Annotated in this window: 28 protein-coding genes and 1 pseudogene; 24 read left to right on the forward strand and 5 right to left on the reverse strand. The window is 42.2% G+C overall.

The genetic code is table 11. The features are described from left to right. Positions 1 to 154: 154 nt before the first annotated feature. The gene (locus tag ACXAFJ_RS14465; RefSeq protein ID WP_475324393.1) at positions 155 to 1,060 is read left to right on the forward strand and encodes a methyl-accepting chemotaxis protein; all 906 of its coding nucleotides are present in this window, start codon (positions 155 to 157) and stop codon (positions 1,058 to 1,060) included. A 1,052-nt stretch (positions 1,061 to 2,112) separates the two neighbouring features. Then, a complete protein-coding gene (locus ACXAFJ_RS14470) occupies positions 2,113 to 2,334 on the forward strand; it encodes a hypothetical protein (RefSeq protein ID WP_475324395.1) in 222 nt (73 codons plus the stop codon). Between the two features lie 356 nt (positions 2,335 to 2,690). Here the strand turns inward: ACXAFJ_RS14470 and tnpA are convergent, their stop codons facing one another. Continuing rightward, positions 2,691 to 3,128 carry an IS200/IS605 family transposase gene (gene tnpA / locus ACXAFJ_RS14475; RefSeq protein ID WP_475324396.1) on the reverse strand — a complete coding sequence of 146 codons (438 nt, stop codon included), beginning with the start codon at positions 3,126 to 3,128 and terminating at the stop codon, positions 2,691 to 2,693. Between the two features lie 604 nt (positions 3,129 to 3,732). On the opposite strand from tnpA, the gene ACXAFJ_RS14480 reads away from it, so the two are divergent. The 3 genes from ACXAFJ_RS14480 (at position 3,733) to ACXAFJ_RS14490 (ending at position 5,520) form a co-directional block, all read left to right on the forward strand. Continuing rightward, positions 3,733 to 4,032, forward strand: coding sequence for a DUF7957 family protein (locus ACXAFJ_RS14480; protein WP_475324398.1), 300 nt, complete (start codon positions 3,733 to 3,735; stop codon positions 4,030 to 4,032). An 82-nt stretch (positions 4,033 to 4,114) separates the two neighbouring features. Beyond that, positions 4,115 to 4,954 carry a DUF397 domain-containing protein gene (locus ACXAFJ_RS14485; protein WP_475324399.1) on the forward strand — a complete coding sequence of 280 codons (840 nt, stop codon included), beginning with the start codon at positions 4,115 to 4,117 and terminating at the stop codon, positions 4,952 to 4,954. Positions 4,955 to 5,028: 74 nt separating this feature from the next. Further along, positions 5,029 to 5,520 carry a hypothetical protein gene (locus tag ACXAFJ_RS14490; RefSeq protein ID WP_475324400.1) on the forward strand — a complete coding sequence of 164 codons (492 nt, stop codon included), beginning with the start codon at positions 5,029 to 5,031 and terminating at the stop codon, positions 5,518 to 5,520. A 27-nt stretch (positions 5,521 to 5,547) separates the two neighbouring features. Here ACXAFJ_RS14490 and ACXAFJ_RS14495 read toward each other — a convergent pair. From ACXAFJ_RS14495 to ACXAFJ_RS14505, 3 genes and pseudogenes are all read right to left on the reverse strand, one after another. Next, a pseudogene (locus tag ACXAFJ_RS14495) lies at positions 5,548 to 6,514 on the reverse strand (IS110 family RNA-guided transposase). 318 nt (positions 6,515 to 6,832) lie between these two features. Then, entirely contained in the window at positions 6,833 to 7,132 is a 300-nt protein-coding gene (locus ACXAFJ_RS14500) for a type II toxin-antitoxin system RelE/ParE family toxin (protein WP_475324402.1), read from the reverse strand. Continuing rightward, positions 7,129 to 7,413, reverse strand: a complete 285-nt coding sequence (locus ACXAFJ_RS14505) for a type II toxin-antitoxin system TacA family antitoxin (RefSeq protein WP_475324403.1) — start codon at positions 7,411 to 7,413, stop codon at positions 7,129 to 7,131. The genes ACXAFJ_RS14500 and ACXAFJ_RS14505 overlap by 4 nt, the downstream gene beginning before the upstream one ends. A 390-nt stretch (positions 7,414 to 7,803) precedes the next feature. Between ACXAFJ_RS14505 and ACXAFJ_RS14510 the strand changes: the two genes are divergently transcribed. The 19 genes from ACXAFJ_RS14510 to ACXAFJ_RS14600 all read left to right on the forward strand — a co-directional run bounded on the left by ACXAFJ_RS14510 (position 7,804) and on the right by ACXAFJ_RS14600 (position 23,334). Continuing rightward, positions 7,804 to 7,977 carry a hypothetical protein gene (locus tag ACXAFJ_RS14510; protein WP_475324404.1) on the forward strand — a complete coding sequence of 58 codons (174 nt, stop codon included), beginning with the start codon at positions 7,804 to 7,806 and terminating at the stop codon, positions 7,975 to 7,977. Positions 7,978 to 8,097: 120 nt separating this feature from the next. Beyond that, on the forward strand, positions 8,098 to 8,340 hold the full coding sequence (locus tag ACXAFJ_RS14515; RefSeq protein ID WP_475324406.1) for a hypothetical protein: 243 nt from the start codon (positions 8,098 to 8,100) through the stop codon (positions 8,338 to 8,340). 226 nt (positions 8,341 to 8,566) lie between these two features. After that, positions 8,567 to 9,145 carry a pyridoxine/pyridoxamine 5'-phosphate oxidase gene (locus ACXAFJ_RS14520; protein WP_475324407.1) on the forward strand — a complete coding sequence of 193 codons (579 nt, stop codon included), beginning with the start codon at positions 8,567 to 8,569 and terminating at the stop codon, positions 9,143 to 9,145. A 16-nt stretch (positions 9,146 to 9,161) separates the two neighbouring features. Next, a complete protein-coding gene (locus ACXAFJ_RS14525) occupies positions 9,162 to 9,533 on the forward strand; it encodes a nuclear transport factor 2 family protein (protein WP_475324408.1) in 372 nt (123 codons plus the stop codon). Positions 9,534 to 9,625: 92 nt separating this feature from the next. After that, the gene (locus tag ACXAFJ_RS14530) at positions 9,626 to 10,033 is read left to right on the forward strand and encodes a GFA family protein (protein ID WP_475324410.1); all 408 of its coding nucleotides are present in this window, start codon (positions 9,626 to 9,628) and stop codon (positions 10,031 to 10,033) included. Between the two features lie 41 nt (positions 10,034 to 10,074). Continuing rightward, entirely contained in the window at positions 10,075 to 10,458 is a 384-nt protein-coding gene (locus ACXAFJ_RS14535) for a hypothetical protein (protein WP_475324411.1), read from the forward strand. Between the two features lie 81 nt (positions 10,459 to 10,539). Beyond that, positions 10,540 to 11,133: a Crp/Fnr family transcriptional regulator gene (locus tag ACXAFJ_RS14540; protein ID WP_475324412.1), complete on the forward strand. Its 594-nt coding sequence runs from the start codon at positions 10,540 to 10,542 to the stop codon at positions 11,131 to 11,133. A gap of 694 nt (positions 11,134 to 11,827) precedes the next feature. After that, a complete protein-coding gene (locus ACXAFJ_RS14545; protein ID WP_475324414.1) occupies positions 11,828 to 11,980 on the forward strand; it encodes a hypothetical protein in 153 nt (50 codons plus the stop codon). 47 nt (positions 11,981 to 12,027) lie between these two features. Beyond that, the gene (locus ACXAFJ_RS14550; protein WP_475324415.1) at positions 12,028 to 12,642 is read left to right on the forward strand and encodes a LysE family translocator; all 615 of its coding nucleotides are present in this window, start codon (positions 12,028 to 12,030) and stop codon (positions 12,640 to 12,642) included. A 59-nt stretch (positions 12,643 to 12,701) separates the two neighbouring features. Further along, positions 12,702 to 13,634 (forward strand): GyrI-like domain-containing protein, encoded by a 933-nt coding sequence (locus ACXAFJ_RS14555; RefSeq protein ID WP_475324416.1) that lies wholly within the window; start codon positions 12,702 to 12,704, stop codon positions 13,632 to 13,634. A 224-nt stretch (positions 13,635 to 13,858) separates the two neighbouring features. Further along, entirely contained in the window at positions 13,859 to 16,033 is a 2,175-nt protein-coding gene (locus ACXAFJ_RS14560) for a TonB-dependent siderophore receptor (protein ID WP_475324418.1), read from the forward strand. A 78-nt stretch (positions 16,034 to 16,111) separates the two neighbouring features. After that, positions 16,112 to 16,825, forward strand: a complete 714-nt coding sequence (locus ACXAFJ_RS14565) for a siderophore ferric iron reductase (RefSeq protein ID WP_475324419.1) — start codon at positions 16,112 to 16,114, stop codon at positions 16,823 to 16,825. 11 nt (positions 16,826 to 16,836) lie between these two features. Continuing rightward, entirely contained in the window at positions 16,837 to 17,604 is a 768-nt protein-coding gene (locus tag ACXAFJ_RS14570) for an ABC transporter ATP-binding protein (protein ID WP_475324421.1), read from the forward strand. Further along, positions 17,598 to 18,509, forward strand: a complete 912-nt coding sequence (locus ACXAFJ_RS14575) for an ABC transporter substrate-binding protein (RefSeq protein ID WP_475324422.1) — start codon at positions 17,598 to 17,600, stop codon at positions 18,507 to 18,509. The genes ACXAFJ_RS14570 and ACXAFJ_RS14575 overlap by 7 nt, the downstream gene beginning before the upstream one ends. Continuing rightward, the gene (gene fhuB, locus ACXAFJ_RS14580) at positions 18,510 to 20,489 is read left to right on the forward strand and encodes a Fe(3+)-hydroxamate ABC transporter permease FhuB (RefSeq protein ID WP_475324423.1); all 1,980 of its coding nucleotides are present in this window, start codon (positions 18,510 to 18,512) and stop codon (positions 20,487 to 20,489) included. Between the two features lie 232 nt (positions 20,490 to 20,721). Continuing rightward, positions 20,722 to 21,141: a hypothetical protein gene (locus tag ACXAFJ_RS14585; RefSeq protein WP_475324424.1), complete on the forward strand. Its 420-nt coding sequence runs from the start codon at positions 20,722 to 20,724 to the stop codon at positions 21,139 to 21,141. Positions 21,142 to 21,290: 149 nt separating this feature from the next. Next, positions 21,291 to 22,220 carry a class A beta-lactamase, subclass A2 gene (bla, locus tag ACXAFJ_RS14590; protein ID WP_475324425.1) on the forward strand — a complete coding sequence of 310 codons (930 nt, stop codon included), beginning with the start codon at positions 21,291 to 21,293 and terminating at the stop codon, positions 22,218 to 22,220. Positions 22,221 to 22,716: 496 nt separating this feature from the next. After that, positions 22,717 to 22,995 carry a hypothetical protein gene (locus ACXAFJ_RS14595; protein ID WP_475324426.1) on the forward strand — a complete coding sequence of 93 codons (279 nt, stop codon included), beginning with the start codon at positions 22,717 to 22,719 and terminating at the stop codon, positions 22,993 to 22,995. A gap of 120 nt (positions 22,996 to 23,115) precedes the next feature. Next, the gene (locus tag ACXAFJ_RS14600) at positions 23,116 to 23,334 is read left to right on the forward strand and encodes a DUF6500 family protein (RefSeq protein ID WP_475324428.1); all 219 of its coding nucleotides are present in this window, start codon (positions 23,116 to 23,118) and stop codon (positions 23,332 to 23,334) included. Here the strand turns inward: ACXAFJ_RS14600 and ACXAFJ_RS14605 are convergent. Continuing rightward, positions 23,331 to 23,885 (reverse strand): GNAT family N-acetyltransferase, encoded by a 555-nt coding sequence (locus tag ACXAFJ_RS14605; protein ID WP_475324429.1) that lies wholly within the window; start codon positions 23,883 to 23,885, stop codon positions 23,331 to 23,333. The genes ACXAFJ_RS14600 and ACXAFJ_RS14605 overlap by 4 nt on opposite strands. Between the last annotated feature and the right edge of the window lie 26 nt (positions 23,886 to 23,911).

Raw genomic sequence — 23,911 nt, forward strand, 5'->3', positions numbered from 1 at the left:
AACCAATATAAACCATTAAAGTCTGGACACTTTTGGCCGTTACATTGCACACTAACAAAACGCCAAAAACCTAGGGGCATTGAACCCCAATATTGTCGAGATTGGATGTAACGACGATATGTACCCCTTTGTCACTACGAGAGGTTAAGTGACCATGAAGTTGTTTTCTAAAAAATCGAACGCAAATACCGTCGAAATCGACAAAGCAAGATTAGAGCAATTAGAGCAAATTGAGCGCCAGTTCAATGAATTTCAAACCAACAGCCCCGCCGGGTTTGCAGTGCAAATTCACAGTAACGCCTCTAACGTTCATCAGGCATCTAAGAACCGTTACGAGTCTATCCAAGATAGCCAAGAGCGTATCAACCACTTTATTCAACAGTCTTCAGACATCAAAACGCTGTCTTGTGAAAGCCACAAAATCTCCAGCCAAACCGCTGAAACAGCGGTGTTAACCATAGATAAACTGACCACGCTAACCGAACAAATTGAATCGTCTAAAGAGAAGATTTGTCAGTTCAGCGAGCTGTTGGAATCGCTAGAAGGCATTAATAAAAACGTTAGTCAGCTTGTTGATTCAATCAAAGATATTGCAGCGCAAACCAACCTACTTGCATTGAACGCGGCTATTGAAGCAGCACGTGCAGGCGAATATGGCCGTGGCTTTGCCGTGGTGGCAGACGAAGTACGCAAGCTGGCCAATACCGCTAATGAATCGGCTGAGAATATTGATGTTGAAATGGCATCCATTTCTAAGGTTTCAGAGCAAATCTTTGAAAAGCAGAAAGAAGTGGAAGAAGTCATAGTTTTGAGTTCCGATGTAACTGGCGAGACCATGACGGACATGCAAGAACTTATCGCTATTTCACAAGACAGCAAACAGTCGGTTGAATCGGTCATCACTAGTATTGATGCACAGCTGGAAGACTCTTACGCCATACAGCAAAGCATGACAGAGCTTGTAGAAGACACAAAAACTTCGATTGAGCTATCTGGTAACAACCACGAATTGGCAGGCAAAATTGTTAATTCTTTAGAGCAATTCGAAGCCCGTCACTAAGCATTCCGCAGCTGCAAAATTACCTGCCTCAAGAAGGGCAAAGTGCCCTTCTTGTTCTTTCTAATATGTTTGCCATAAGTCATCTACTACACCTTCATTATCCCCCCATTCAAGCACTGTATATTTGCACATGCTGATAAAAATTTAACCAATGTCCACTTTGTTTTAAAACGTGTGTCTAAAATAAGACAGTTGATATCTCTACCCTAGCCTTTTCATATTTTTTATCAATGAGTTAAGTGTTACTCTACGCCTATGTATCCACAAGCCGAGACCAATGCCTGTGGAAGGATTATATGGACATTTTGTCTTTGAATAATTGTTATGACATGACGAATCTCTAATGTGGATGAAACTACGAAATCTGTCATGTATTGAACGCTGCCAAATAGCTCTGAGCTAAGAGCCAAAAATGGCGAATATTGAGTCTTTTCATGCTAGCCTTGAAGAGCTTCAGGCGTCCAATAATACGCGAGCGATTCATAGGAACACCTGAAGGTCTTCAAGGTGAAGCCATACCCAATACTTCGGCTTCGACTTTTTGTCTTAAACGTTGTTTCTTCTGGTGTTGAATTAAAGTCATAAGTGTTGGTGACTTTGGTCATGTCATAACAAATTGTTCAAAGCGACAGCTGGATTGCCTCTGATTGTTACTTTCAGGCAGGTGATTACGAGGCATACCGGTAGCCCGGATCAACGCTGTCGTTTAACAAAATAATTATAGCCCATTTGTTTGTCTAATGTTTTTGGATCGGTTTTGGTTGTAAATTCAACGCTCTCATTAGCTCACTGCCAATCCACCTTTCGCGTAGTTTTAGGTTTCGAGCGGTTCAGCAAAAACCATCACTAATCATTGAGTTAAACGAATGTTTTGGGCATCTTGGTGGGGCGGATAAACCGCTTTAGGTTGTGAGCCAGCGTATAACTAATTCATGTTGGCGACGCAAAACAGTCTGGCGGTTTTGGTTTTAAAATTTAGTATGTGTTGCGGCTTGGTCGTGGCGCGCCAAATGTAAGTGTTATACCTAGTTTGAATTGATAGAGACGTGTAAATGAATAACGAGACTCTGGAAAAAGTAGGAAAATTAGAAAAACAACGGAAACTCTTGTTTATGGCAGCGCCACTTTGTGGCTTGATGGCAACCTTAAAGTATTTAGGTGTTTTTGCTATCGGAGTGTTTCCTCCATATATGGAAGGGGGCTTAGCCGTGTATTGTTTAGTAGCTGGTATGTATTTAACTGGAAAACTTAAAAAAATGAAGATTGAGTCTTAAAAAACACTCCAACCCCTATATCTCCGCTGGGTGGACAAGCCGCTTTGGGTTGCGAGTCAACGTATAACTAAAACATGTTGGCGACGCAAAACAGTCTGGCGGTTTTGGTTTAAAAATTTAGCGTGTGCTGCGGCTTGGTCGTGGCGCACCAAATGTAAGTGTTATACCCCATTTTTTAGTTAGTGCTTTTTGTGTCTGTATTCGCTGAACGTCCCTTGCCTTCTTTGGCTCGTTTCCAATCTACCTTTCGCGTAGTTTTAGGTTTCGAGCGGTTCAGCAAATATCATAGTAAAAATCCGCCTTCTTAGAAGGCGGCTTTGGTTTACAGCCCCCTGGAAGGGGGCATTCCTGCGCGGTTAGTTTATCTTCAACTCTAATTGTGCCTCATATTCTTGGTCTTTCTTGTCTTGATGCCTTACGTAACGCCTGATAATTTCTTCATTTACACCGACAGTGTCAATAAAGTACCCTCTCGCCCAGAAATGATTTCCCCATAATTTTTTTCTTATATGTGGAAATTTATTGAACAATCGAATTGCTGAACGTCCTTTCAATACCCCCATTAATGTCGATATCGAAACTTTTGGCGGTACTATCACAACCAGGTGAACATGATCTGGCTGAACATTTAACTCTAAGACTTCACAATCTTTCATATTGCACAAAATGTAGATAGAGCGGTAAAGCTCCTTGCCAACATTGCCTTTCAAGATCTTAAATCTGTACTTCGGCGTCCAAACTATGTGGTATTTGCAACGCCAATATACATGTGATGAACTTCTGTAGTCGCCCATGTTTTTAGCTTCCTCTTACTTGTGGTGAATAAGAGGTTTACTTCTAGCATGGGCACTTCTTCGGGCAATAGCCCCAAAGAAAAATCACCACCGCCCAAGGCGGTGGTTTAGGGCTGACAATTAATCATTGAGTTAAGCGCATGTTTTGGGCATCTTGGTGAGGTGGACAAGCCGCTTTGAGTTGTGAACCAAGGTCTAACAAGCACATGTTGGCGACGCAAAACAGTCAGGCGGCTTTGGTTTGAAAATTCAGTGCGTGTTGCGGCTAAGTCGGGGCGCACCAAATGTAAGTGTTATACCCCATTTTTTAGTTAGTGCTTTTTGTGTCTGTATTCGCTGAACGTCCCTTGCCTTCTTTGGCTCGTTTCCAATCTACCTTTCGCGTAGTTTTAGGTTTCGAGCGGTTCAGCAAATATCATAATTAATCATTGAGTTAAGCGCATGTTTTGGGCATCTTGGTGAGGTGGACAAGCCGCTTTGAGTTGTGAGCCAAGGTCTAACAAGCACATGTTGGCGACGCAAAACAGTCTCGCGGTTTTGGTTCAAAAATTCAGAGTGCGCTGCGGCTAAGTCGTGGCGCACCAAATGTAAGTGTTAAGTGTCTATGGAAATAACAGAGTATAAACATACTGATGGAGCTAGAAGATGGGAGTTTTCTTATGAAGGCGTGTTCCTTGTTTTGCTTCAAGAAGATGCTCCAAAACCATACGCCAACCAGCTATTGGCATTTGAACCATTTGGTAAATTGCTATGGGTTGTTAATCCAGCTACACAGCAGGAGCATGATTACATAATTAATGTTTGGGTAAAAAATGGTTCTCTTTATGCTGGGTCGTTCGCTGGTTACGACCTCAAAGTCAATTTAGAAAATGGTGATGTAATTGAGACAAAATTCACCAAGTAAACACTTAACAAGCGCAGCCATGCAGGACAAAATTTCCGCTGCGCTCCAATTTTGCCCATGCAGCGGGCGTTAGCTTAATGACATGATCGAAATATTAGAGAAACTAGGATACACAACCGCAGTGAGCTTTTTTCTTGCGGGCGCTTTTTATTTTGTAAAGAGTAGCTGGGAAAGTGTGCGGAACAAAAGGCTTTCAGAAGCTGAAAAGATATTGGATTTGATGGTAGCTGAGTTAGATAACGCACTAAGTAAATTTTATCTTCCTTTGTCAGAGAGGTTTGTTTCTACTAGGCATATCAATGAAAAAATGAGCAGTGAAGCCTACCCAGAAGAATCAGAAAAGAAACTGCTTCCAAATGCCCCCAGAGGCACAATTAGAGACATTACGGTTAATAAAATTCTTCTCCCATTAAATTCAGAAATTAGAATTATTCTTTTAGAGAACATCAACTATAAAGATCAAAGAGATACTACTAATTATGAAGAAATACTGTCTCACTATTTGATTTGGCAATCTTTAGAAGAATCAAAAAATGAGGGTGTTATCGAAACATATGATGGTTCTAACATCCTGGTGTTTCCGTATGAACAAGTACATAGCTGTATCTCCATGACAAACTTCTTGCTTGAGCAACGCAAGAGATTAAGAAAAGAGTTGTTGTCTATCAGGGGTAGCCCTGATTCATTGAAAATAAACCTAAACAAAAAGGAACGACAAATGAAAAAACAAGATTTAAATTTCAAAAAGAGCTCTTTTTCCGCTAATTATCAACCAACGTGTGTAGGTGTGGCAGCTTTTGAAGGGAAGATTGTAGTTACAAATACAAATACAAAAACAGAATTTGTGGATTTTACTTCAGATGAATGGGATGCCTTTATACAAGGCGTTAAAGCGGGAGAATTTGACGAGTTTGCAAAATAAGCTAACAAAGCTAATTCAGCCGACGCAAAAAGCCGCGCGGCTGATTAGCGGCGTTATTTTTATAGGGTAACTTTATGACAAGTATGCAAAAATATGGAGTTTTTTGTGTCAGTTTAATTAGTTCGCATTGTTTGGCTAATATGAATCAAGAGCCTCTGGATAATCAATTAATGAACTATTATCACAGCCAAAAATATGTCCAATTGATTCAGAATGAATCTCAAAAGATGGATTCATTGAAAAATATCCAGACACTAATTGAGATTGGTGACATGAATCGTTTGCATGATTATGTTGCAAGTGAAATGGCTGCAACAGCAACTAAACTAAGCCAGTATCGAAATAGAGTAAATGTTGCTGATGGTAAAAATGCACTATCGAACAAGTTAAATGCCATTGGAAAGTATTTCTCAGAAACACCGCAGCTGTTTGAAAAATACAATCGATATCCAGGATTTAATGCGTTTATGAGTGGTTTACCTTATGAAATTGAGCCGGAATCGCCAGAAGACAAAACTAATACTCAACTTTTTTACCTGACAATTGAAAAAATCATGGAAAAATAAACATACAAGAGACTATGGCGTCAATCGCTAATTTTTAGCGCTATTGCTATCCCACATAACAAAGTGCCTTAGCATTGAATTTAGTATCACCACCATCTTTCTCATGCAGGCAACGATTGCGACTTTTTTCGGTTTGCCTGCCGCATGCCTGCCGCAACTAATCGTTCATATGTAGCCTTAAATACGGGGTTACATTGGATGGCAGACATCATTGCCATGTATAAAACTGTACGAACTTGAGCGCGTCCCCCTTGTATCATCCGTTTGCCTTTGAGGCGCCCACTTTCTCTCGTTATTGGAGCGACACCAATAAGAGAAGATGCTTGCTTATTGGTGATGAAACCGAGTTCCGGAACATTACTGATGATAGACGCGGATGCAATTTTTCCAATCCCTGGCATGCTCTGTAGTATCTCATTCTTAGCTTGATATTCAGGGCAGGTATCGATGAGTTTTGATATCTTTACTTCTATTTTGACGATTTGATTTTTAAGGACGGTCAAGACTGGTTTTATAGAAGAAGCTAAACTCTGAGGTAAGATTTGTTGTCGATTTCTTTTCATCGTCTGCATGGAAAGCTGTTGATTTCGCCTTGTGACTAAGTTACTCATTAATCGAGTATTTTCACTTTTTAATTTGGTTTGTTTAGGTTGAATGGCTTCGCCAAAATGAGCAATGAGAGCGGCATCTAGGCGGTCATTCTTAGCTCTTTGTCCAATGGCTCCTGCGAACCTTTTTACATGCAATGGGTTGGCAATGACGTAAGGTAACTTATCTTTATCACAGGCGAATATAAAAGGCATCTCAAGCCGACCTGTGGCTTCGATGACAACGCGGTTAGGTCGATGTTTGGCAATAGTTCGTACCGCTTCATTGATACTTTTTCGTTGTTTGGAACAGTAAAGTAAATATCGAGAGGGCGGATATGAATGTCTAGTTGTGACTTGCCAGTATCAACGCCGACATTAATGTTTTGAAGTGTGTTTGTATTCACAACAAGCTAACTCTTGCTTGCAAATGCGGGCTCGAGACCCAGAAGACTATTCTAGTGTGGTGCTTGGAGTTCTATCAGGTGTTCGTACTTGTTACCGGTCTCTCGATAAAGGAGCCATCATTAAATCGAACTACCAGATAGAAGAATTTTAGTTGCAGCTAAAGTCTGGGTTTCACCTGACCCGATTTGAGTGCTTATTATCCATACAAGCATTTAAGAGTGATTCCGCACGCTCGGCAATTTTGGTTTGGGTCGGGTTTCGTGTTTACGGTGTTTATCTTGAGTGTCGTGGTGCGTGCTTCACACCTTAATTGGGCGTTAGTTCCCCAGAGGAAGCAATCGATCCGTAGGGAATTTTTGTTTCTGGTGGAGTACACGCATAACTCGGATTATATCACCCTCAACCCAGTAAGAGATAATCATCGAAATCTCAGGAACAATGAGTAATCTTCCACGGATGCCATCTCGTTGTACACCAATTAAAGGCTGTTCAAGCAAGTGTTCTACTTTTACTTCAATGAGGTTGTCAGTTTTTTCTGCCGCATCAGGGTTGAAGTCATAAAGAAACTCGAAGATTTTTTCACGATCATCAAGTGACTCTTCTTCCCATAAAATCATTGCTTACCTCGATTACGGATTCTGGCTTTGCGTTCTTCCATTCGAGATTTAGCAATTTGGTGCTTAACCAAAACGGAGTTTCCTGAGTCAAACTTCTCAAATGCTAGGTTTACTTGTTCAGTTAGCCATGTATCGTGAGACAATGTTTTTCTTTGTTGTTCAGCGAGTTGCTCAGTAAGTTCACGGCATGCGTCACTCAGAGTGCGACCTTGGCTCTCAGCCATTTGTTGAGCTAGGCGTTTTGTTTCTTCATCAACACGAAATTGAATTCTAGTGTCCATGATTTATCCCTTTGCTAGTTTGTGTGTACAAATGTTAGCACTAGGCTTTGAGACGGGCAAATAGCTAAACAATTAAGAGTGATTCGGCACGCGTGGCATTTTTACTATACGTTGATTTAAGTGAGTAAAGTGGTCTGCGGGAGCATCGTATTGCGTACCTCATGCCTTAATTGGCGGTTATATACCATTTTCTAGTTAGTGTTTTTGGTTCTGAATTTGTTGGACGTTCATCGCTTTCTTTAGCTCTTTGCCAATCCACCTTTCGCGAAGTTTTAAGTTTCGAGCAGTTCAAAAAAATCTCCATGAATCATTGAGTTAAACAAATTACTTGGGCAATTTGGTGGAGAGATCTAAAAAAAACATGTTTGCGACGCAAAACAGTCTAGTGGTTTGATAAAGATTTTAGTTAATGTACTGCCAAAAAGCATCGCCTCTAAGTTTGACGAGAATGGCGAACAACTAGAAGCATTAGTTGAAGCGGTAAAGGCAGCAAATTCCAAAGGTGTCTTACTGAAAGTAGAGGATGAGAAAGACCATGAACGTATTGTCTTTTCCATAATTTAATTGAGCTTCGCCATAGTTTAGTCTCACTCGCACAATACGTATGACTAGTCTCTATTTGTCGGATTCTAGGTTAGAGTTTTAAGGCATGTTTTGTGATTTTCTCTAAAACGAGGTGACGAGATGGATTTCAAATTTTTTAATAAAGACGATGAATATACGTATCTAAACCTTGATTCGAACAGATACAAAGAAGAGTCAGAAGAGTTAATAGCGCAGGGATTCGTTGAGCAAGCAGCAATAATTACCGCGGATAGTGTCGAGGAAGCGGAAGCTATATATAGAAATGAGTACCAAGGCTTTTTCAAGAAGCTAAATATGCTTCTTGGCCCATTTATTACATGGGGATATCACCGCTCTAAGTGAAATGGACCTTCCGTTTTGGAGCGCTGAAAATCCCAAAATACTCCTTGAATCTCAACAAGAAGCGATCGAATACATTATGAATTACGAGGCAACCACGTAACAGTTTTGCGTTATCCCAATACCTAAATACTACCCTCGTTTTGTGCTATACGCGACGTGAGCACAAAGCTGCTCAAATCAAGTGGTGGCTTAGCTTGGCGTTTTATCTGAAAGGAAAATGTTGTACATGGAAGACCCAATAGACAAATTTAATATCGTATGGAAACAGGCACTTTTAAATACACCGCTCAAGCAAAAAAGTGCAGTGTGCGTTTCAACAATAAATGAAGACGGATTTCCTGAAAGTCGTTTTGTCGATTTAAAAGCGGTAAGTAAATCTGGCTTGGTATTTTGCACATATCTTGATTCAAATAAAGGCAACGATATTCGTAGGAACCCAAAAGTTTCTATAGCTTTATGGTGGGATCATATTGGGATTCAGATACGCACGGTGGGCGTGGCTGAGCAAATATCTGAAGAAGAAGCAATTAAGTATTGGCAAACGCGTCCAAGGGACGCTCAGTTGACGACAATGAGTTTTAACCAGAGTAAACCTTTGTCTTCAGAATCAGAACTAACAACAAAATTTGATAATGTAAAAGAACGGATGAAAGGTCATATCTTGCCGAAACCAGAAAATTGGGGCGGTTACATAGTAAAGCCTTTATCAATTGAGTTTTTGACATTTAAAGAAAGCCGCTTACATCTGCGTGAACATTTCAAAAGTACCGATGGGCAATGGCACAAGGTGCTACTTCAACCATAGATACAATGGAGACTGTATGGAAGTACTAATTGAGCAAGAAATTGCCTTACATCAGTATGAAATAAGGCAGAATGTTGATGAAGTGGAACGCTTGCTTCATTCTACTTTTAAGGAAGTTGGTCGCTCAGGATCGAGTTTTGATTACCCTTCTATCCTTGATATGATGCGAACTGAAAAACCGTCAAGTGGTTACATTCATTCTCAAGAATTCCAGTGCATCGCTCTTGAGCCATCTGTTCAGTTACTTCTATACAAATCTGCATGGGTTTCAGAGTCGGGTGAAGTCAGTGCGTTTTCTAAACGTTCATCAATCTGGGCGTTTACTGGTCAAAATTGGCAAATGAAATATCATCAGGGAACGCCATGTCCAAAGTTTGAACTTATATGAACATTGCTCGAGATTGTTATACCTAATTTGCTATATCTAAACACCTGTAAAAAAAGAGTTTAAGAAAGAGTTAACCAACATGGAGGTTGCAAATGAATACAGAAATTACGGGTGGCTGTTGCTGTGAAAGCGTCACCTTCAAACTAAAAGACAACTTCGATAAGTTCTTCTTTTGTCACTGCGACCAGTGCCGAAAGCTCACTGGTTCAGCTCATGCTTCGAATTTGTTTACTTCTCCTTCAAGCATCGAGTGGACTAAAGGGGAGAACAAGGTTAAACGCTATGATCACCCTACACGTTCATTCTCTAAGGCATTTTGTATGGATTGTGGTTCGAGTTTGCCATTTTTGACTCAAAGTGAAAAATTCGTGATTGTCCCGGCTGGCTCTCTAAATGAAGAACCATCAAAGGCGGTTGATGCTCAGATTTTTTGTAAAGAACAAGCCAACTGGCATAAAACTGGATTACAAGTTGCCAAGTTGGAAGGTTTTCCTGAATAAAAAGGCAACGGCTTAAGCGTGATTAACATGGGTAAGTTGATTTGAGAGTCATATTTGCATTGCTAAGCTTGGGCTTGTTGTCTGCCTGTACTACGCGCGGAGAGCTTGAGTATATAACGGCCCAAGGCGATAAGGTTGTAGCTTGTAAGATAGAGTACAGTGGCGAACCTTCGGTGGACAAGTACGCGGTTGAATATGTTCTAAGTTACTGCGCAAGAAAAGCTGAAAATCAAGGTCACAGGGTTATCAATAAATCTCTATTAGAAGTAGATTTATCCATTCCTAAACCACCAGCAGGAACAGAATGGACGTTCGAGATTGCAACGCAATTGTTTAAGTCAAACCAGCTCTCAAACAAAGAGTATGGCTACATTATTGCTTACGTCGATTTGGGCTTGAACACCACTAACCGATTTCCAGATTGACAGCTCCACGTGCTATCAATAATCAGTAAATTTGTTTAGTGTTGATATGCTTACATTTCAACACTATCAGCTTTAAGTTCTATGAAATATTTTCGAAAAATGATTGAGCATCACATCCCTGTTAGTGATGAGGAATGGGCAGAAGCGTGCAAACTGTTCGAGGTAAAGCACGTCAAAAAGGGAACTATCGTCCATCAGGCTGGTAAAGTATTCAGCGAGATATGGTTTATTAAAAGTGGTTTAGCGCGGTCTTACTTGAGCGATATCAATGGCAAAGAGCATACCTGGCAACTGTATTTTCGCGGCAAAAGTAAACATGACTTGAACCATTTTATGGATGACAGTGTTAGCTTTTACGAGAATTCTGGCTCCATGCTTAGCTTTGAGGTTCTGGAAGATTCGGTGTTTTACGTGGCGTCGCTCAATCAGATAGATAACTTTGTGTCTAAAGACAAAAAATGGTCTGCGTTAACTAGGCTCTGGATCCATAACACCTATTATTCTGCAACATACAAACGCGTACTTTCACTTATGTCAGAAACAGCGGCGCAACGATATCAGCGCTTAATCGATGAATATCCTCATATATTTAAACGGGTTAAGTCATATCATATCGCGTCGTATCTTGGTGTTGCACCGCAAACCTTGAGCAAACTAAAAAATGAATCTAGGTGAATGAAATTTGATATTTCGCTATCTACCATGTGTTTTTACTGTGGAGATTAGCAATGAATATCACGCTAAACCGTAGCACCAAGCAAAATGAATACGAATCGCTTAATCCTTATGTGGACGGGGATGTGAACAGTCCTATTGCCTCTATCTTTACGCATAGTTGGGAGGCTGTATGATAGAACTCACACAAATTGGATCTCACCTCATTTTTGCTGGAATTGGCTTATTTATAATTGGGCTGATACAAGGAGCACTAATACCGGTTGTCAAAAATTCTCGAATGGCACTGTCTGGCCACACTACGGCGGTTCAATGTGGAATGGCACTGGCCATATTTGGGGTTATCTGGTCACTGGTTGATCTGCCTGTTTTTTTCGGAATACTGGTGGCTTATGGTTCCATTATCGGCTTTTTTCTTATTTGGTTGGGAATAACAGCTGCGTCAGTGACAGGGGCTAGTAGAGCGCTCCCCATCGCTGGAGCTGGGTATGCTGCAGACTATAGATCTGAAGTTACGGTTACGTTCCTGGTGCGTTCGGGCTCGATATTATCTTTGCTAGCTTGTTCTGGTCTCCTTTTGGGGCTACTTCCACTACTTAGGTAGCATAAGTAAACAAGTAGCAACCTATTGAAATATGGCATTTATAACTCTAGAGTGAATCTTCTTGCCAGTTTGAATTCATAGGGAACTCACGTGAGTGCTTCATTAAAGAAATTTCTACTTTATTTCGTTTCAATCACCCTACTCGCTGCAGCGGCACTGTTTACCTCAATGGAAGATTATCAAAAAGAGAGAATGTCTGAGTTTTTAGTCGGTTTGGTTTCAGGTACCCATCAAGAACAGTAAACAGAAGGCAACTTACAGCAGTAGTAGTGCCTAAAATTGGAGGAAACATGGAACTGTGGAAATTGGTATTGTTTATACCTGCATGTTTTGCGCTAAACCTTACCCCAGGGCCAAACAATCTATTGTCAATGAATAACGCACGTTGCTATGGTTTTAAATCGGCAATCGTTGCGGGTCTGGGTCGAATTGCCGCGTTCTCTGTAATGATTGTGTTGGCAGCGTCCGGGTTAGCTGTGGTTCTTTATGCTTCTGAGACTCTGTTCCTCACGATTAAAATTGCAGGCGCTGCTTATCTATTGTGGATTGCTTTTAACTTGTGGTGCTCTGAGTCAAATCCAGTCACTGAGCTTAGTAATACACAAAATCGATTCAGTTTAGTTAAACAAGAATTTTTGCTCGCTGCTGGTAATCCTAAAGCGATACTCATTTTTACCGCGTTCCTGCCACAATTTGTTGATGTATCAGCAAATGTTGATGAACAATTTTTGGTGTTAGGCGCTGTGTTCTTGTTATTGGAAATGGGTGCAATATCGGTCTATGCCTTATTCGGGCTCTATCTAAAGCAGTGGTTCACTAAGCCAAAAATGATTAAACGTTTTAATCGTGTTTGTGCCAGCTTTCTCGCAGTGTCTGGTGCAAACTTATTGTTAAGCCGTCAGTAGTCAAATGCACCACGCCGCTTGTCTTAGCAACTATTTAGTAGTCTGTAGTTTGTGGTAGGATGACGGCATACTGTTTGCTGTCATTGAACACTATTTTGAGCCTATTGGACCCGTCACTCAATCGGATTGAGAAACTACTTAGCTATATCCATAGCAATGTCGACCAGCCTTTAACTTTGGAAGACTTGTCAAAACAAAGCTGCTGGTCACGCTGGCAGTTACAACGGGTATTTCAATCCAAAACCGGGCTCAACGTGGCGCAATATGTGCGAGAGATTAAGCTAAGTCTCGCCGCTGAGCAGGTGCTAATCAGTCAAGATAGAATTGTTGATATTGCGCTAGCCTTTGGCTTCAATTCGGAGATCAGTTTTTCTCGCGCATTTAAACAACACTTTGGGCTCAGTCCTAGAGCTTATCGACAACAAGGGAATCGCACGGGGATTAAGATTCCGTTGGTCCGACCTAGTGCATCCGCTCCGAAGTTTCTGCCAGATAACGACTACTTTCAAATCCGCATAGAGCATCGCGAAGCCTCAACTCTTTACGGTGTTAAACAGCCTATTAAAGGTCTCTTTGCGGAAACACCAGATTTCAAACAAAAGGTTCCCGAGATCTGGGAAGATCTTCATACCAACTACCCAGAAGTCCGATATTTAACCCCGCAGCTGGGCGTCATTGATGTCACTCATAGTGTTATGGGAGAAGATGGGCTCGAATACTGGGCAGGGTTAGATTCCGAAACCATAGGCCAAAGTGTAAAAAGTAAACTCAGTTCCCTCGTTATTCCAAAACACGACTACGCAGTACTGCCCGTGCACGGACCTATCGAAAAACTTAGCGATTTGGTCGAGTGGTTTATCCTTTTTTGGTTGCCTGATTCCGGCTATCAAGGTGTCGATGGATACGAGATTGAACGGTATGATCATCGCTTCAACGCAACCTCAGCCTCTTCTTACATGGAATATTGGTTCCCAATTATCAAAAACTATTGAGAGTGAACTCAATTAAATGAGAGTTGCACCAAATTGTTAATTTTCACCTCAGTGAAATCTATATGATTCACGCCTGATAATCATTATCATTTGTGTTCGCAGAGAAAGAATGCGCGTTAAACCACCGACGTTAGTGGGAGAACTGGTCGATTTTGACCACTCGCAAACCTTTTCAAAACTTGGCGCGAACACTTGGCTGATTTAAGGACATAGCTGAGGAATCAATGAAACGTACACCCCACAAACCTGCACTGCGCTGCTCTCTTGTTGCATTAGCGGTTGCTGCGACCTTTTCTTACACCCCGTTGGTAATTGCGGATACAGAAGCAACTGAAACCATTCAGGTGTTTGGTCAAACCTATCGCAATACCGCTACCAAAACGGTACTTGAACCGATAGAAACGCCACAAACGCTGAACGTTATCGAAAGTGAACAGCTTGAACAACGTGGCAATAAATCTGTAATGCAAGCACTACGATATGCACCGGGAGTATCCACTGAGAACAAAGGTGGCGGTGTCGTGCTGCAAAACTGGGTCAATATCCGCGGTTTTGGTTCAACAGACAACTACTATGACGGCCTAATGCTACCAATTTTACCGGGATGGAACGTTCAGCCACAAATTGACCCTACTGCTGTTGAAAGGTTAGAAATCTTTAAAGGTCCGACTTCGGTTTTGTACGGTACTATGCCTCCGGGTGGTATGGTTAATGTCATTGCTAAAGCTCCACAGCAAGAGCGAAGTACAAAACTGAATGTAGCAACCGGTACCAACAATCTAATGGAAACCTCAATCGATACTACCGGTGCGTTATCCGATAGCTTTGCGTATCGCATTGTGGCATTAGGCAGAAAATCAGACACACAAATTAATTATGTAGAAGAAGAGCGTTACGTTTTCGCCCCCTCCTTCGATTGGTATCTCTCAGACAGTACTTTCATCAATTTCAACTTTTATTACCAAAATGACCCAGCTCTGGGCCATAACCTCACGATTCCTTTAGAGGGTATTACGGCAACCGATCCAAGCAAGAAAATTGACCGTTCGACCTTCGCCGGCGATGTTAACTACAACACCTTGGAACGCGATTTCTGGTTGGCAGGCTATAAGTTTAATCACGAGTTCAGTAGCGATTGGAGTTTTTTGCAAAACTTCCGTTACATGGACGCCGAGCTCTATCAGGCAGGGACAGCTAGTGGCGCATTTGATGCCACATCCGGAAACCTTACTCGAACAGCCTACAGTACAGATGAAGATTCCAAGGGGATCAGTGTCGATAATCAACTCGCCGGTTTTATGGATATTGGTAATTCGCAACACTATCTGTTGTTTGGTGTCGATTACCGCACACTAAAAGGCAGTGCTGGTTATACCCCATTTAGTGATGTTGCAAGTATCAATCTTTATAACCCAAATAACAACACGCTAAACCCAAGCAACTTCTTTACAGACACGATATCGAATGCAGACGTCTCAATGAATCAGTTGGGTGTCTATTTCCAAGATCAAATGATGCTTACAAACTGGGTATTCATAGCCGGTGGCCGATATGACCATGTGAAAACAAAACTAGAATCCAATTATACTACCTACAAACACCAAGGGGTTGTGTTACCAGCTCCAGTCAAAGGCGAAATTAACACATCAACTAGCCACAATAACTTTTCTTACCGCGTTGGTGCACTGTACAAATTCGACAATGGTATTTCTCCATTCACAAATTTCGCAACAAGCTTCCAACCTATTGCCGCGTCGAATAAAGACCAAGAAAGTTTAAAACCTGAAATCGGTAAACAAATAGAAGCTGGTCTTAAATATGAGTCCTTTACTGGAAATGCAACGGCAAGCGCAGCGCTATTTCATATTACCAAAGAAAACGTCGCATATCGTGCCACGGGAACCGACCCATATACTCAACTAGGCGAGATACGCTCTCAAGGTCTAGAACTTGAAGCTAACACCATGCTCAGCGATAACCTCAATGTGATCGCTAACTACACATACACGGATACCGAAATTACCAAGGATGGGGATATTAGCAAGGTTGGTCAGATACCTGTTTTTGTACCAGAAAAAGCGGCCAACCTCTGGTTGAACTACTTGGTTAATGACGGCAGTGCAGAAGGTTTGCGCGTTGGTGGTGGTGTGCGTTACGTCGGTGAAGCTGTTCTCAATGACACAAACGAACGCAACAAAGGAAAAGTCGAAGCGTACACCCTAATAGACATGTCTCTGGGCTACGACCTAGGCCAATTTGGCTCAGCATTGCAAGGTGCATCGGCCAATCTTGTTGCCAACAATCTATTCAACTCTGAGTCCTATACCTGTTGGAACGAAAGTCATTGCTGGTATGGCCAAGAGAGAACTGTTGAGTTGAACTTCAAATTCGAGCTTTAACTTTAACCGAAACACGAAAGCAGCTGGATGTCATACAACTACTGCTTTCGTTATTTTTAAGAAGGACCATGATCTGGCGTGCAAGATACATTTCACCAACACCTGTTTAGCGCGTGTGAACAAGTGTCACCTTACCTAACAGGAAAGATACATCAACCCGATGATACCATGCTGCGTTTCGGTCACAGCAATGAAGCGTTTTTCGAACAGCTATACACTAGTTTGAAGAACGAACATCCTGAAGCTGGCAATGCATATTGGCTCACTCGATGTTGGGACCTAACCACTTGGCAGCCCCTATACATTGCCTTTATCAGTGTCTATGGATTCAAAACATTGCCTGATTTTCACCAGTTTGGTCAGTCCCAGATGGGCACTTTCATTGCTGGTTTTTGTTTTGCTTCTGCGTCTCATGAACACGGAGAAATTGGAGATCTTGTACCTAAAGCCGCCGAACAGTTACGCGAATTGTTTGAATTTTACCGAATCCAACTAGACCAACTATACCGATGTAGGCCCGGTTTCGTCATGCACCTATTGGCTGATGCACTTATTAATTGCTGTATGAAGCTCAGATCTTTTGATCCTTCGCTTTCTTTGGACGACGTTCGACAAAATGCAGCCATGTGGCTGAGTGCATTTCAGCTGCCATTAGATCAAATCGCCAATATTCAAGACAAAGGAAGTGAAGGTAACAACCCAATGATCTCATATGTCAGAAAAAGCTGTTGTTTGGTATTCAAAACGACCCAAGGCACCTTATGTGAAGACTGCCCTAGACTTAAAAACTAATCGCAAATCTTATGTATAAACTTAGCCAAATCAAAGTCATCAGAGATGACAAAACCATACTAGACATTGACAGTCTAACCATTGACCCCAAAGGTTTCACTGTGGTTTTGGGTCATAACGGTTCAGGAAAATCCACCTTAGTGAATTTGCTGGCAAAACAGTTTGCACCGGAACAAGGTTACATTGACCTCAATGACCAACCAATTCGCTCATTTTCAACAAAATCACTGGCACAAGAGGTGGCATACCTACCGCAAAATTTGCCTGAAGTTGCCGGGTTAAACGTAAGAGAGCTAGTTCGGCTTGGCCGCTACCCTTGGCGAGGTGTCTTTGGTCAATGGAACAGCGACGATAACCAAATCATCGATGATGCCATGACGCAAACGCATGTAGACAGTATGGGGGATAAACTCGCTGACCAGTTATCTGGTGGTGAAAAGCAGCGAGCTTGGATAGCCATGTTGCTCGCCCAGCAGTCCAATTTTTTGATTCTAGATGAACCCACATCTGCATTAGATGTCCAGCATCAGTATCAAGTCATGAACTTACTTCAAAAACTTAACCAAGAATCCGCTAAAGGGGTCGTGGTCATTCTTCACGATCTCAACTTGGCGCTGCGTTATGCCAGTCATGTCATTGCTCTAAAACACGGAAGAGTGCTCTTTCAGGGCAAACACTCACTTCTTTTGGATGAGCAAAATTTAGCAGCGCTTTACAACACCCCCGTATCACTTATCGACCACCCAATACACAACCACAAGGTAGCCATCGTATGTTAAGAAATGCTCTGATCGCCCTATTGTTTTTTACTGTTCAAGTCAGTGCCGAAATCAAGGTTCAGGATAGTCGTGGAGAACAAACCCTACCGAGTGTTCCGGTTAGAGTTGCCGCTCTTAACTGGGATATCGCTGAGCAAGTCTTAGAGTTAGGCGTTACGCCTGTCGCGATTCCTGAAATATCTGAGTACAACCAATGGGTGGTAAAGCCGGAAGTACCAGAATCGGTTGAAGACTCAGGCACGCGAATGGAACCAAATATGGCGCGCCTTGAGCAGCTAAAACCCGATGTGATTATTATTGGCTCTCCCCAAGTTGACCTCACTGAGCGCCTAGAAAAAATCGCTCCTGTTCTTTATTACCATACTTACAAGCAGGAACCGGGTAATGTTGAACGCTCGATCAAACATTTTCACCAAATCGGCCACGCGCTAGCCAAGGCGGATGTTGCCAAACAAAAAGTGGATGAGATGTACGCCAAAATTGATGCAATGAAAGCTAAGTTGGACAAACTCTATCCCGAGACCAAACCTAAAGTTGCGGCTTTCAGATTTGCTAGTACTACCACCATTTACCTCTATGGCGATAATTCAAGTACGCAAGAAGCGCTCAATCTACTTGGATTTGAAATGGCGTTACCTCAACCGAGCACACAATGGGGCGTTACTCAGAAACGTGTTAAAGAGCTCTATGGCATCGGAGATGGACTGGCGCTGTATTTCAAACCTTTCAATCAAGAAGCCGAATTGTCTAAATCCGTAATGTGGAATGCTATGCCCTTTGTCAAAAACAACAATGTGCACTCGGTAGAACCAGTATGGAATTACGGCGGTGCGATGTCATTGCTTCACGTATCCGAAGCTTTGGCAAATAGCCTAGTCGCGCTTGCTCCAAATTCGGGTGAATAAATGGCAGCAATACGCTTAAGTGCCTTTTTGGTGCCATTACTCGCCCTCTCTTTCTACATTGGCAGCGAGTTAACGTTAGGTCATCAATGGGCAGTGTTATTACAGATGCTCGCATCTAACTTTACGCCTGTCGAGTTTGAGGAAATTCTGTTTGCTGAGGCACACCTTCCCAGAGTTCTGATTGCCTTGATGGTGGGCGGTGTTTTGGGGTTAGTTGGCAGTCTGTTACAACAGCTGACGCAAAATCCACTAGTATCACCGCTCACACTGGGCACTTCTTCTGGCGCTTGGCTAGCCTTGATTGTCGCCGGTGTATGGCTACCACCTACTAGTGCATTCACTTCAATCCTGATTCCCTTTATTGGCGCTATGACGAGTTTAGCCGTGGTGATCACCATTGTTGGGCTCAAAGAGTTATCGGGGCTCCGAGTTGTTCTAGCTGGTATGGCCGTGAACATCTTATTTGGCGCCATTGCTACCGGAATTGCGTTGTTCAACAATGAATACGCGAAAGACTTGTTTATATGGGGCGCCGGTGATCTTGCCCAAAACGGGTGGCAACAAGTTGAATGGCTTTACCCACAACTCATACTAGCTGTGATAGTCCTGTTCGCTTCTCCCAGGATATTAGCGTTAATGAGATTGGGACAAACAAACGCCGCGGCTCGAGGGCTTAGCCTAATCCCAGCTTTTGCGTGTTTACTCATTCTTGGTCTGTGGTTGGTATCTTCTGCCATAGCAACAGTAGGTATTATCAGCTTTATCGGACTCATAGCTCCGAACATCGCTCGATACGCAGGTGCAAGAACACCAAAAGCCGAGCTTTGGTCCAGCATGGTAATGGGTGCATGTCTACTGTTGGCGACTGATACACTCACAGTTGCGATCAATTCTATTTCAATCAGTGTGATACCTTCCGGGACCGTCACCGCTTTTATTGGTGCTCCAGTTTTAATCTGGTTTGCTAGAAATAAACTAAAGGTTCAAGATCAATTAAGTCTGTCGCTGCCTGCCACATCGATCAAATTTCGTTCAAGCACTTTGGCAGTGGCGATTGTTTCAACTCTTCTGATCTTGATTTTGAGTATCTTGGTCTTCAACACTGGGCACGTTTCAGGATGGACAATTCAGTTACCCACTGAGTTCGTTTGGGGGCAACAATACCCGAGAATAATGACGGTGTTTAGCGCCGGGTTTGGGTTAGCCGTTGCTGGTGTTGTACTGCAGCGGATCATTTACAACCCACTCGCCAGTCCTGACATTCTTGGCATATCGGCCGGTGCCAGTCTGTTTCTTGTGGTTGGTATGATGTTACTTGGTACTTCCTTGTTTGAACTGCAGTTTTCCTTGGCTTTATCAGGCTGTTTAGCAGTATTAGCGCTACTGCTTCTATTGGGGAGACGACATCAGTATTCACCGGGAATGCTGATACTAACTGGTATTGCGTTGACGGCGCTTATTGAGTCACTTATTCAGTTCATTCTCGCACAAGGTAATGAAACTGCTTATCTACTACTCACATGGTTATCTGGCTCAACGTATCGAGTAGAAGCAGACTCGGCGATCACTCTATTTGTTTGCACACTTGTGCTGTCTGGGTTGGCGTTGTCGCTTCACCGCTGGTTAACACTAATTTCAGGTGGACGTGGATTCGCTCAAGCGCGAGGACTCCATGTACCTTCACGGTTCAAGTTACTCCTTGTATTGGTTGCCATGCTCTGCGCTTCGGTAACGGCCACCATGGGCCCGGTATCCTTTATCGGACTACTCGCGCCGCACGTCGCGGTGATGCTAGGAGCCAAGCGAGCCAAAGACCAAATGGTCATAGCCGGCTTCACAGGCGCATCGTTGATGATGTTCTCAGATTGGCTAGGCCAGAATGTGGTCTATCCAGGACAAGTATCAGCGGGTATTGTGGTTTCAATAATCGGTGGTACCTACTTTTTGCTTCTTCTTATGAGAAGTAAGGTCGGTCGATAACCATATTCAGGTTGGCACAAGTTATAACTTAGTAAGCCGCTCCAAGATGTAACAGCTCATAGTCTTGAGCTGTTATGTCTTTATTTTCAATTTCGCGAAATCGACTCTTGCTATTCGAAGTCAAGTTATTAGTTTTTCTTACAAAGTCATTCTAAATCTTACTAGCCGAAAGCGGCTTATAATGGCACTATAAAAATCAATTTGATCAATTAGTAGCTGTTTGAGCTTTTATATGAAGTTAGATTTTTTCGGGAAGTTGTATGTAACCATCATGTCAGGTTATTTTGTTGTTTCAGGCTTTAACGCGCTTTGGGATATCGATGAAAAATTGGCGAGAATAGGCCTAAATGCGGTGGATTTTGATGGAAAAATCGCCTTTATTCTAATCTACTGCAGTTTGATGGTCGGAATTGGTGTTTCCATTGCTGCATTGTTCTATTTCACCAAAACATGGGTTTACCCAGCAGTGCTGGCAACCATTATCCTCTTTTCATTTATCGTGTTTAGAATCGTAGGTTCATACCTCGCAGGAACGTTCAGTGATACTCAAATTATGTTTTTGCTCACTGAGATAGGTGAAGTATCAATCGGGTTATTTCTGATAATAAAGTCTGGCAAGCTTAGGCAATCGCAGAGTACAAGCTCCACTTAGACTGTAAGAACTTGCGAGCTACAGCATATTCCATCACTACCCGATCCTAGGTAAAGTCTGATATTGTAATTGCGGCTTAAGTCGACTTTATAGTCTAAGCTCACCTTTTGTCACGTTTACCACTAGACAACCAATTAGAAGTTAACATCATGATATGTAGGTTATTTGCTGTTGCTCTGTTTAGTATTTTTCCGCTGGTAGCTTTTGCAAACCAAGGCGAAATGCTAAAACCTGAAACTCTTCAATCTGACATTGAATCAATCCTAGAAAACAAAAACGCAACTGTTGGGGTCTCAATATGGACGCAAAGTGAGTTAGAGATTGTGTCAGTAAATGGGGATACACCTCTGCCGATGCAAAGTGTTTACAAATATCATTTGGCCGTAGCCGTGTTGCATCAAGTTGATCAGGGTAAATGGTCGCTGGACGATATGTTTGAAATAACGCCAGACGATCTCGACAATGGGCTGTGGAGTCCTATCCGAAAACGCTACCCAAATGGTACTGAGTTATCTTTAGCTCAAATAATTGAGTACACGGTTGCCATGAGTGACAATGTAGGCTGTGACGTCCTTTTTAGGATGTTAGGCGGACCAAACAATGTACAGGACTTCTTCCACCAAAATGGTGTTACAGACATTGCGATTGTGCACGATGAAGAGACTATGCAAAAGGTTTGGAATCGACAATATCAAAATTGGACAACCGCCAACGCCGCAAATCGAGCGCTCAGCTCATTCTATACCAACCGAGACTTTATCCTAACCGCTGAAAGTCATAAGTTTCTCTGGGACACCATGAAACGCTCAAGAACGGGCCGCAACACGATTAAAGCTGGGCTCCCAAAAGGTACTACCATCGCTCACAAAACTGGGCATTCAGGCAAAAATAATGTTGGGCTGACTGGGGCACAAAATGATATCGGTATTGTTTTTCTCCCTAATGGAGACTATTACTATTTGAGCGTGTTTGTCAGCAATTCAATGGAAAGCAGCGCGACCAACACCAAGATTATCTCAGACATATCCAAATTAACTTGGCAGTTTTTCCAAAAAACACATCAAGACACATCTCAGTAATTCATTGAATTTACAATATCCGAGGTTCTTGGCGACATTGGTCGTCGAAGTCTCGGATATAAGCTGGAGCAAATATCTGAAATTTCGCACGCTCCGAAGTCAGAGCAGCACTCGAAAACTCAACTTATGATTCAAAACATTGAGGGAGTAATTGCCATTAGGCTTTGCCAAACTCGGGCGCCGGATTTTCCGAAAGTGCTAAAGCTGAGTTCACACTAAAAATCCTCCTTCAGGTGGCACAAATTTTCTCTCTCAGCCTGCTCTACTCTGATTCTTGAGTTTCTGCCGTTACTTAACCAAGCACTCTAGATAAACCTTAAAAATTCATTGTTGGAAACCATCCACAGACTCGATATGTTCTGCTTCTAAAATATGGTGTACGGCTTTGAACATCTCTTAAATTAACGAGAATGACCTCGAAACAAATTGCACTAGTTTCGACAACAAAGCTCAACCTTTTGCATATTTAGTGTAACCAAATAATGGGTATCAGAACATGAACAGAGTTTTAACCCAACTGACACTAAACCACCTAATATTCATTTCATTTTGTCTATTTATCGGTGCTCTAATGGATAGTGAAAACTCAGGGCTGGCTCCAGGATACGGCATTTTTTACGGTTTGATTGTATTTCCTATTCAGATTATCGGTGAAATGGTTCTCGTCGCGATGCTGCTTATCAAACTATGTGATTCTCAGGAGCAAAACTCAAACGTGTTCCGGTGGTTATTTTGCCTGTTTTCTTTAGTGCTTGCTTTTTATCTCGGCTTATAAATTCAGTTAGGACAGCTCGCTAGCGAGGCCTCGTCTCTCTAAGGAATACTTGTTCTATACACAACAAACCGTTACTGTGTAACACCCTTTTGTTAATGAAAAAGTTCACTGAGACAAGCTATGCGTGATTCACTCCGTTCCAAAATAATCGACGTTTGCGTAAAGAAGATTAACCAAAAAGGCGACAACGTGGGTGTCTCCTTTTACGCATTCTTTGCCAACAAAAATGATGACCCGGAATTACTGATGGAAGCAGCAACTTGGTGGATTCAAAAACATCAATTAGACCACTTTGAAAAGGCAGTAAAAATTCGCGATATGGTTAAAGCTGGGCACTAAGACTGAACCAAGTCAGATGCCAATAAACCGTATAACTCGGAGTCAGTAATCTGACCATTTATCTCCCAGCGCTGTCTTAAGTAGCCTTCTTTTTTAAAGCCCATTTTTTTAAGTACTGATGCAGACCCTCGATTTTCAGGGTCGATTTCAGCTTCAATACGTCTCAAGCCCAGCTCTTGGAAGCCAAATTTGATCAATGTATTGCCCACTTCGGGTACAACGCCAACTCCCCAATACTGCTTTGCAATTCCAAAGCCAATTTCTGCACGTTTAGACCCAATATGAAAAGAAAACAGCATGCATTTTCCTACCAGTTGTCCGTTTGACTTATCTTCAATTGCGAGCGTTAAACAACTTTTATCTTCAAGCTCGTATTTAGATGTTTCAATAAAACGGCTGGCAACCTCAATAGATGCCCAAGGTGGTGTATTCCAGTAACGCATCACATCAACGTCAGAGAAAATTTGAAACAGCGATGCTGCGTCATTTGGAATTAAGGGTCTCAGGATAAAGCGTTCAGTTGACAAAGAAACATCAGAAAAAGAAGTCATATTTACTCCCAAATAGCGATTTCTTA

It is taken from the genome of Vibrio sp. ABH4_348, from assembly GCF_056159765.1.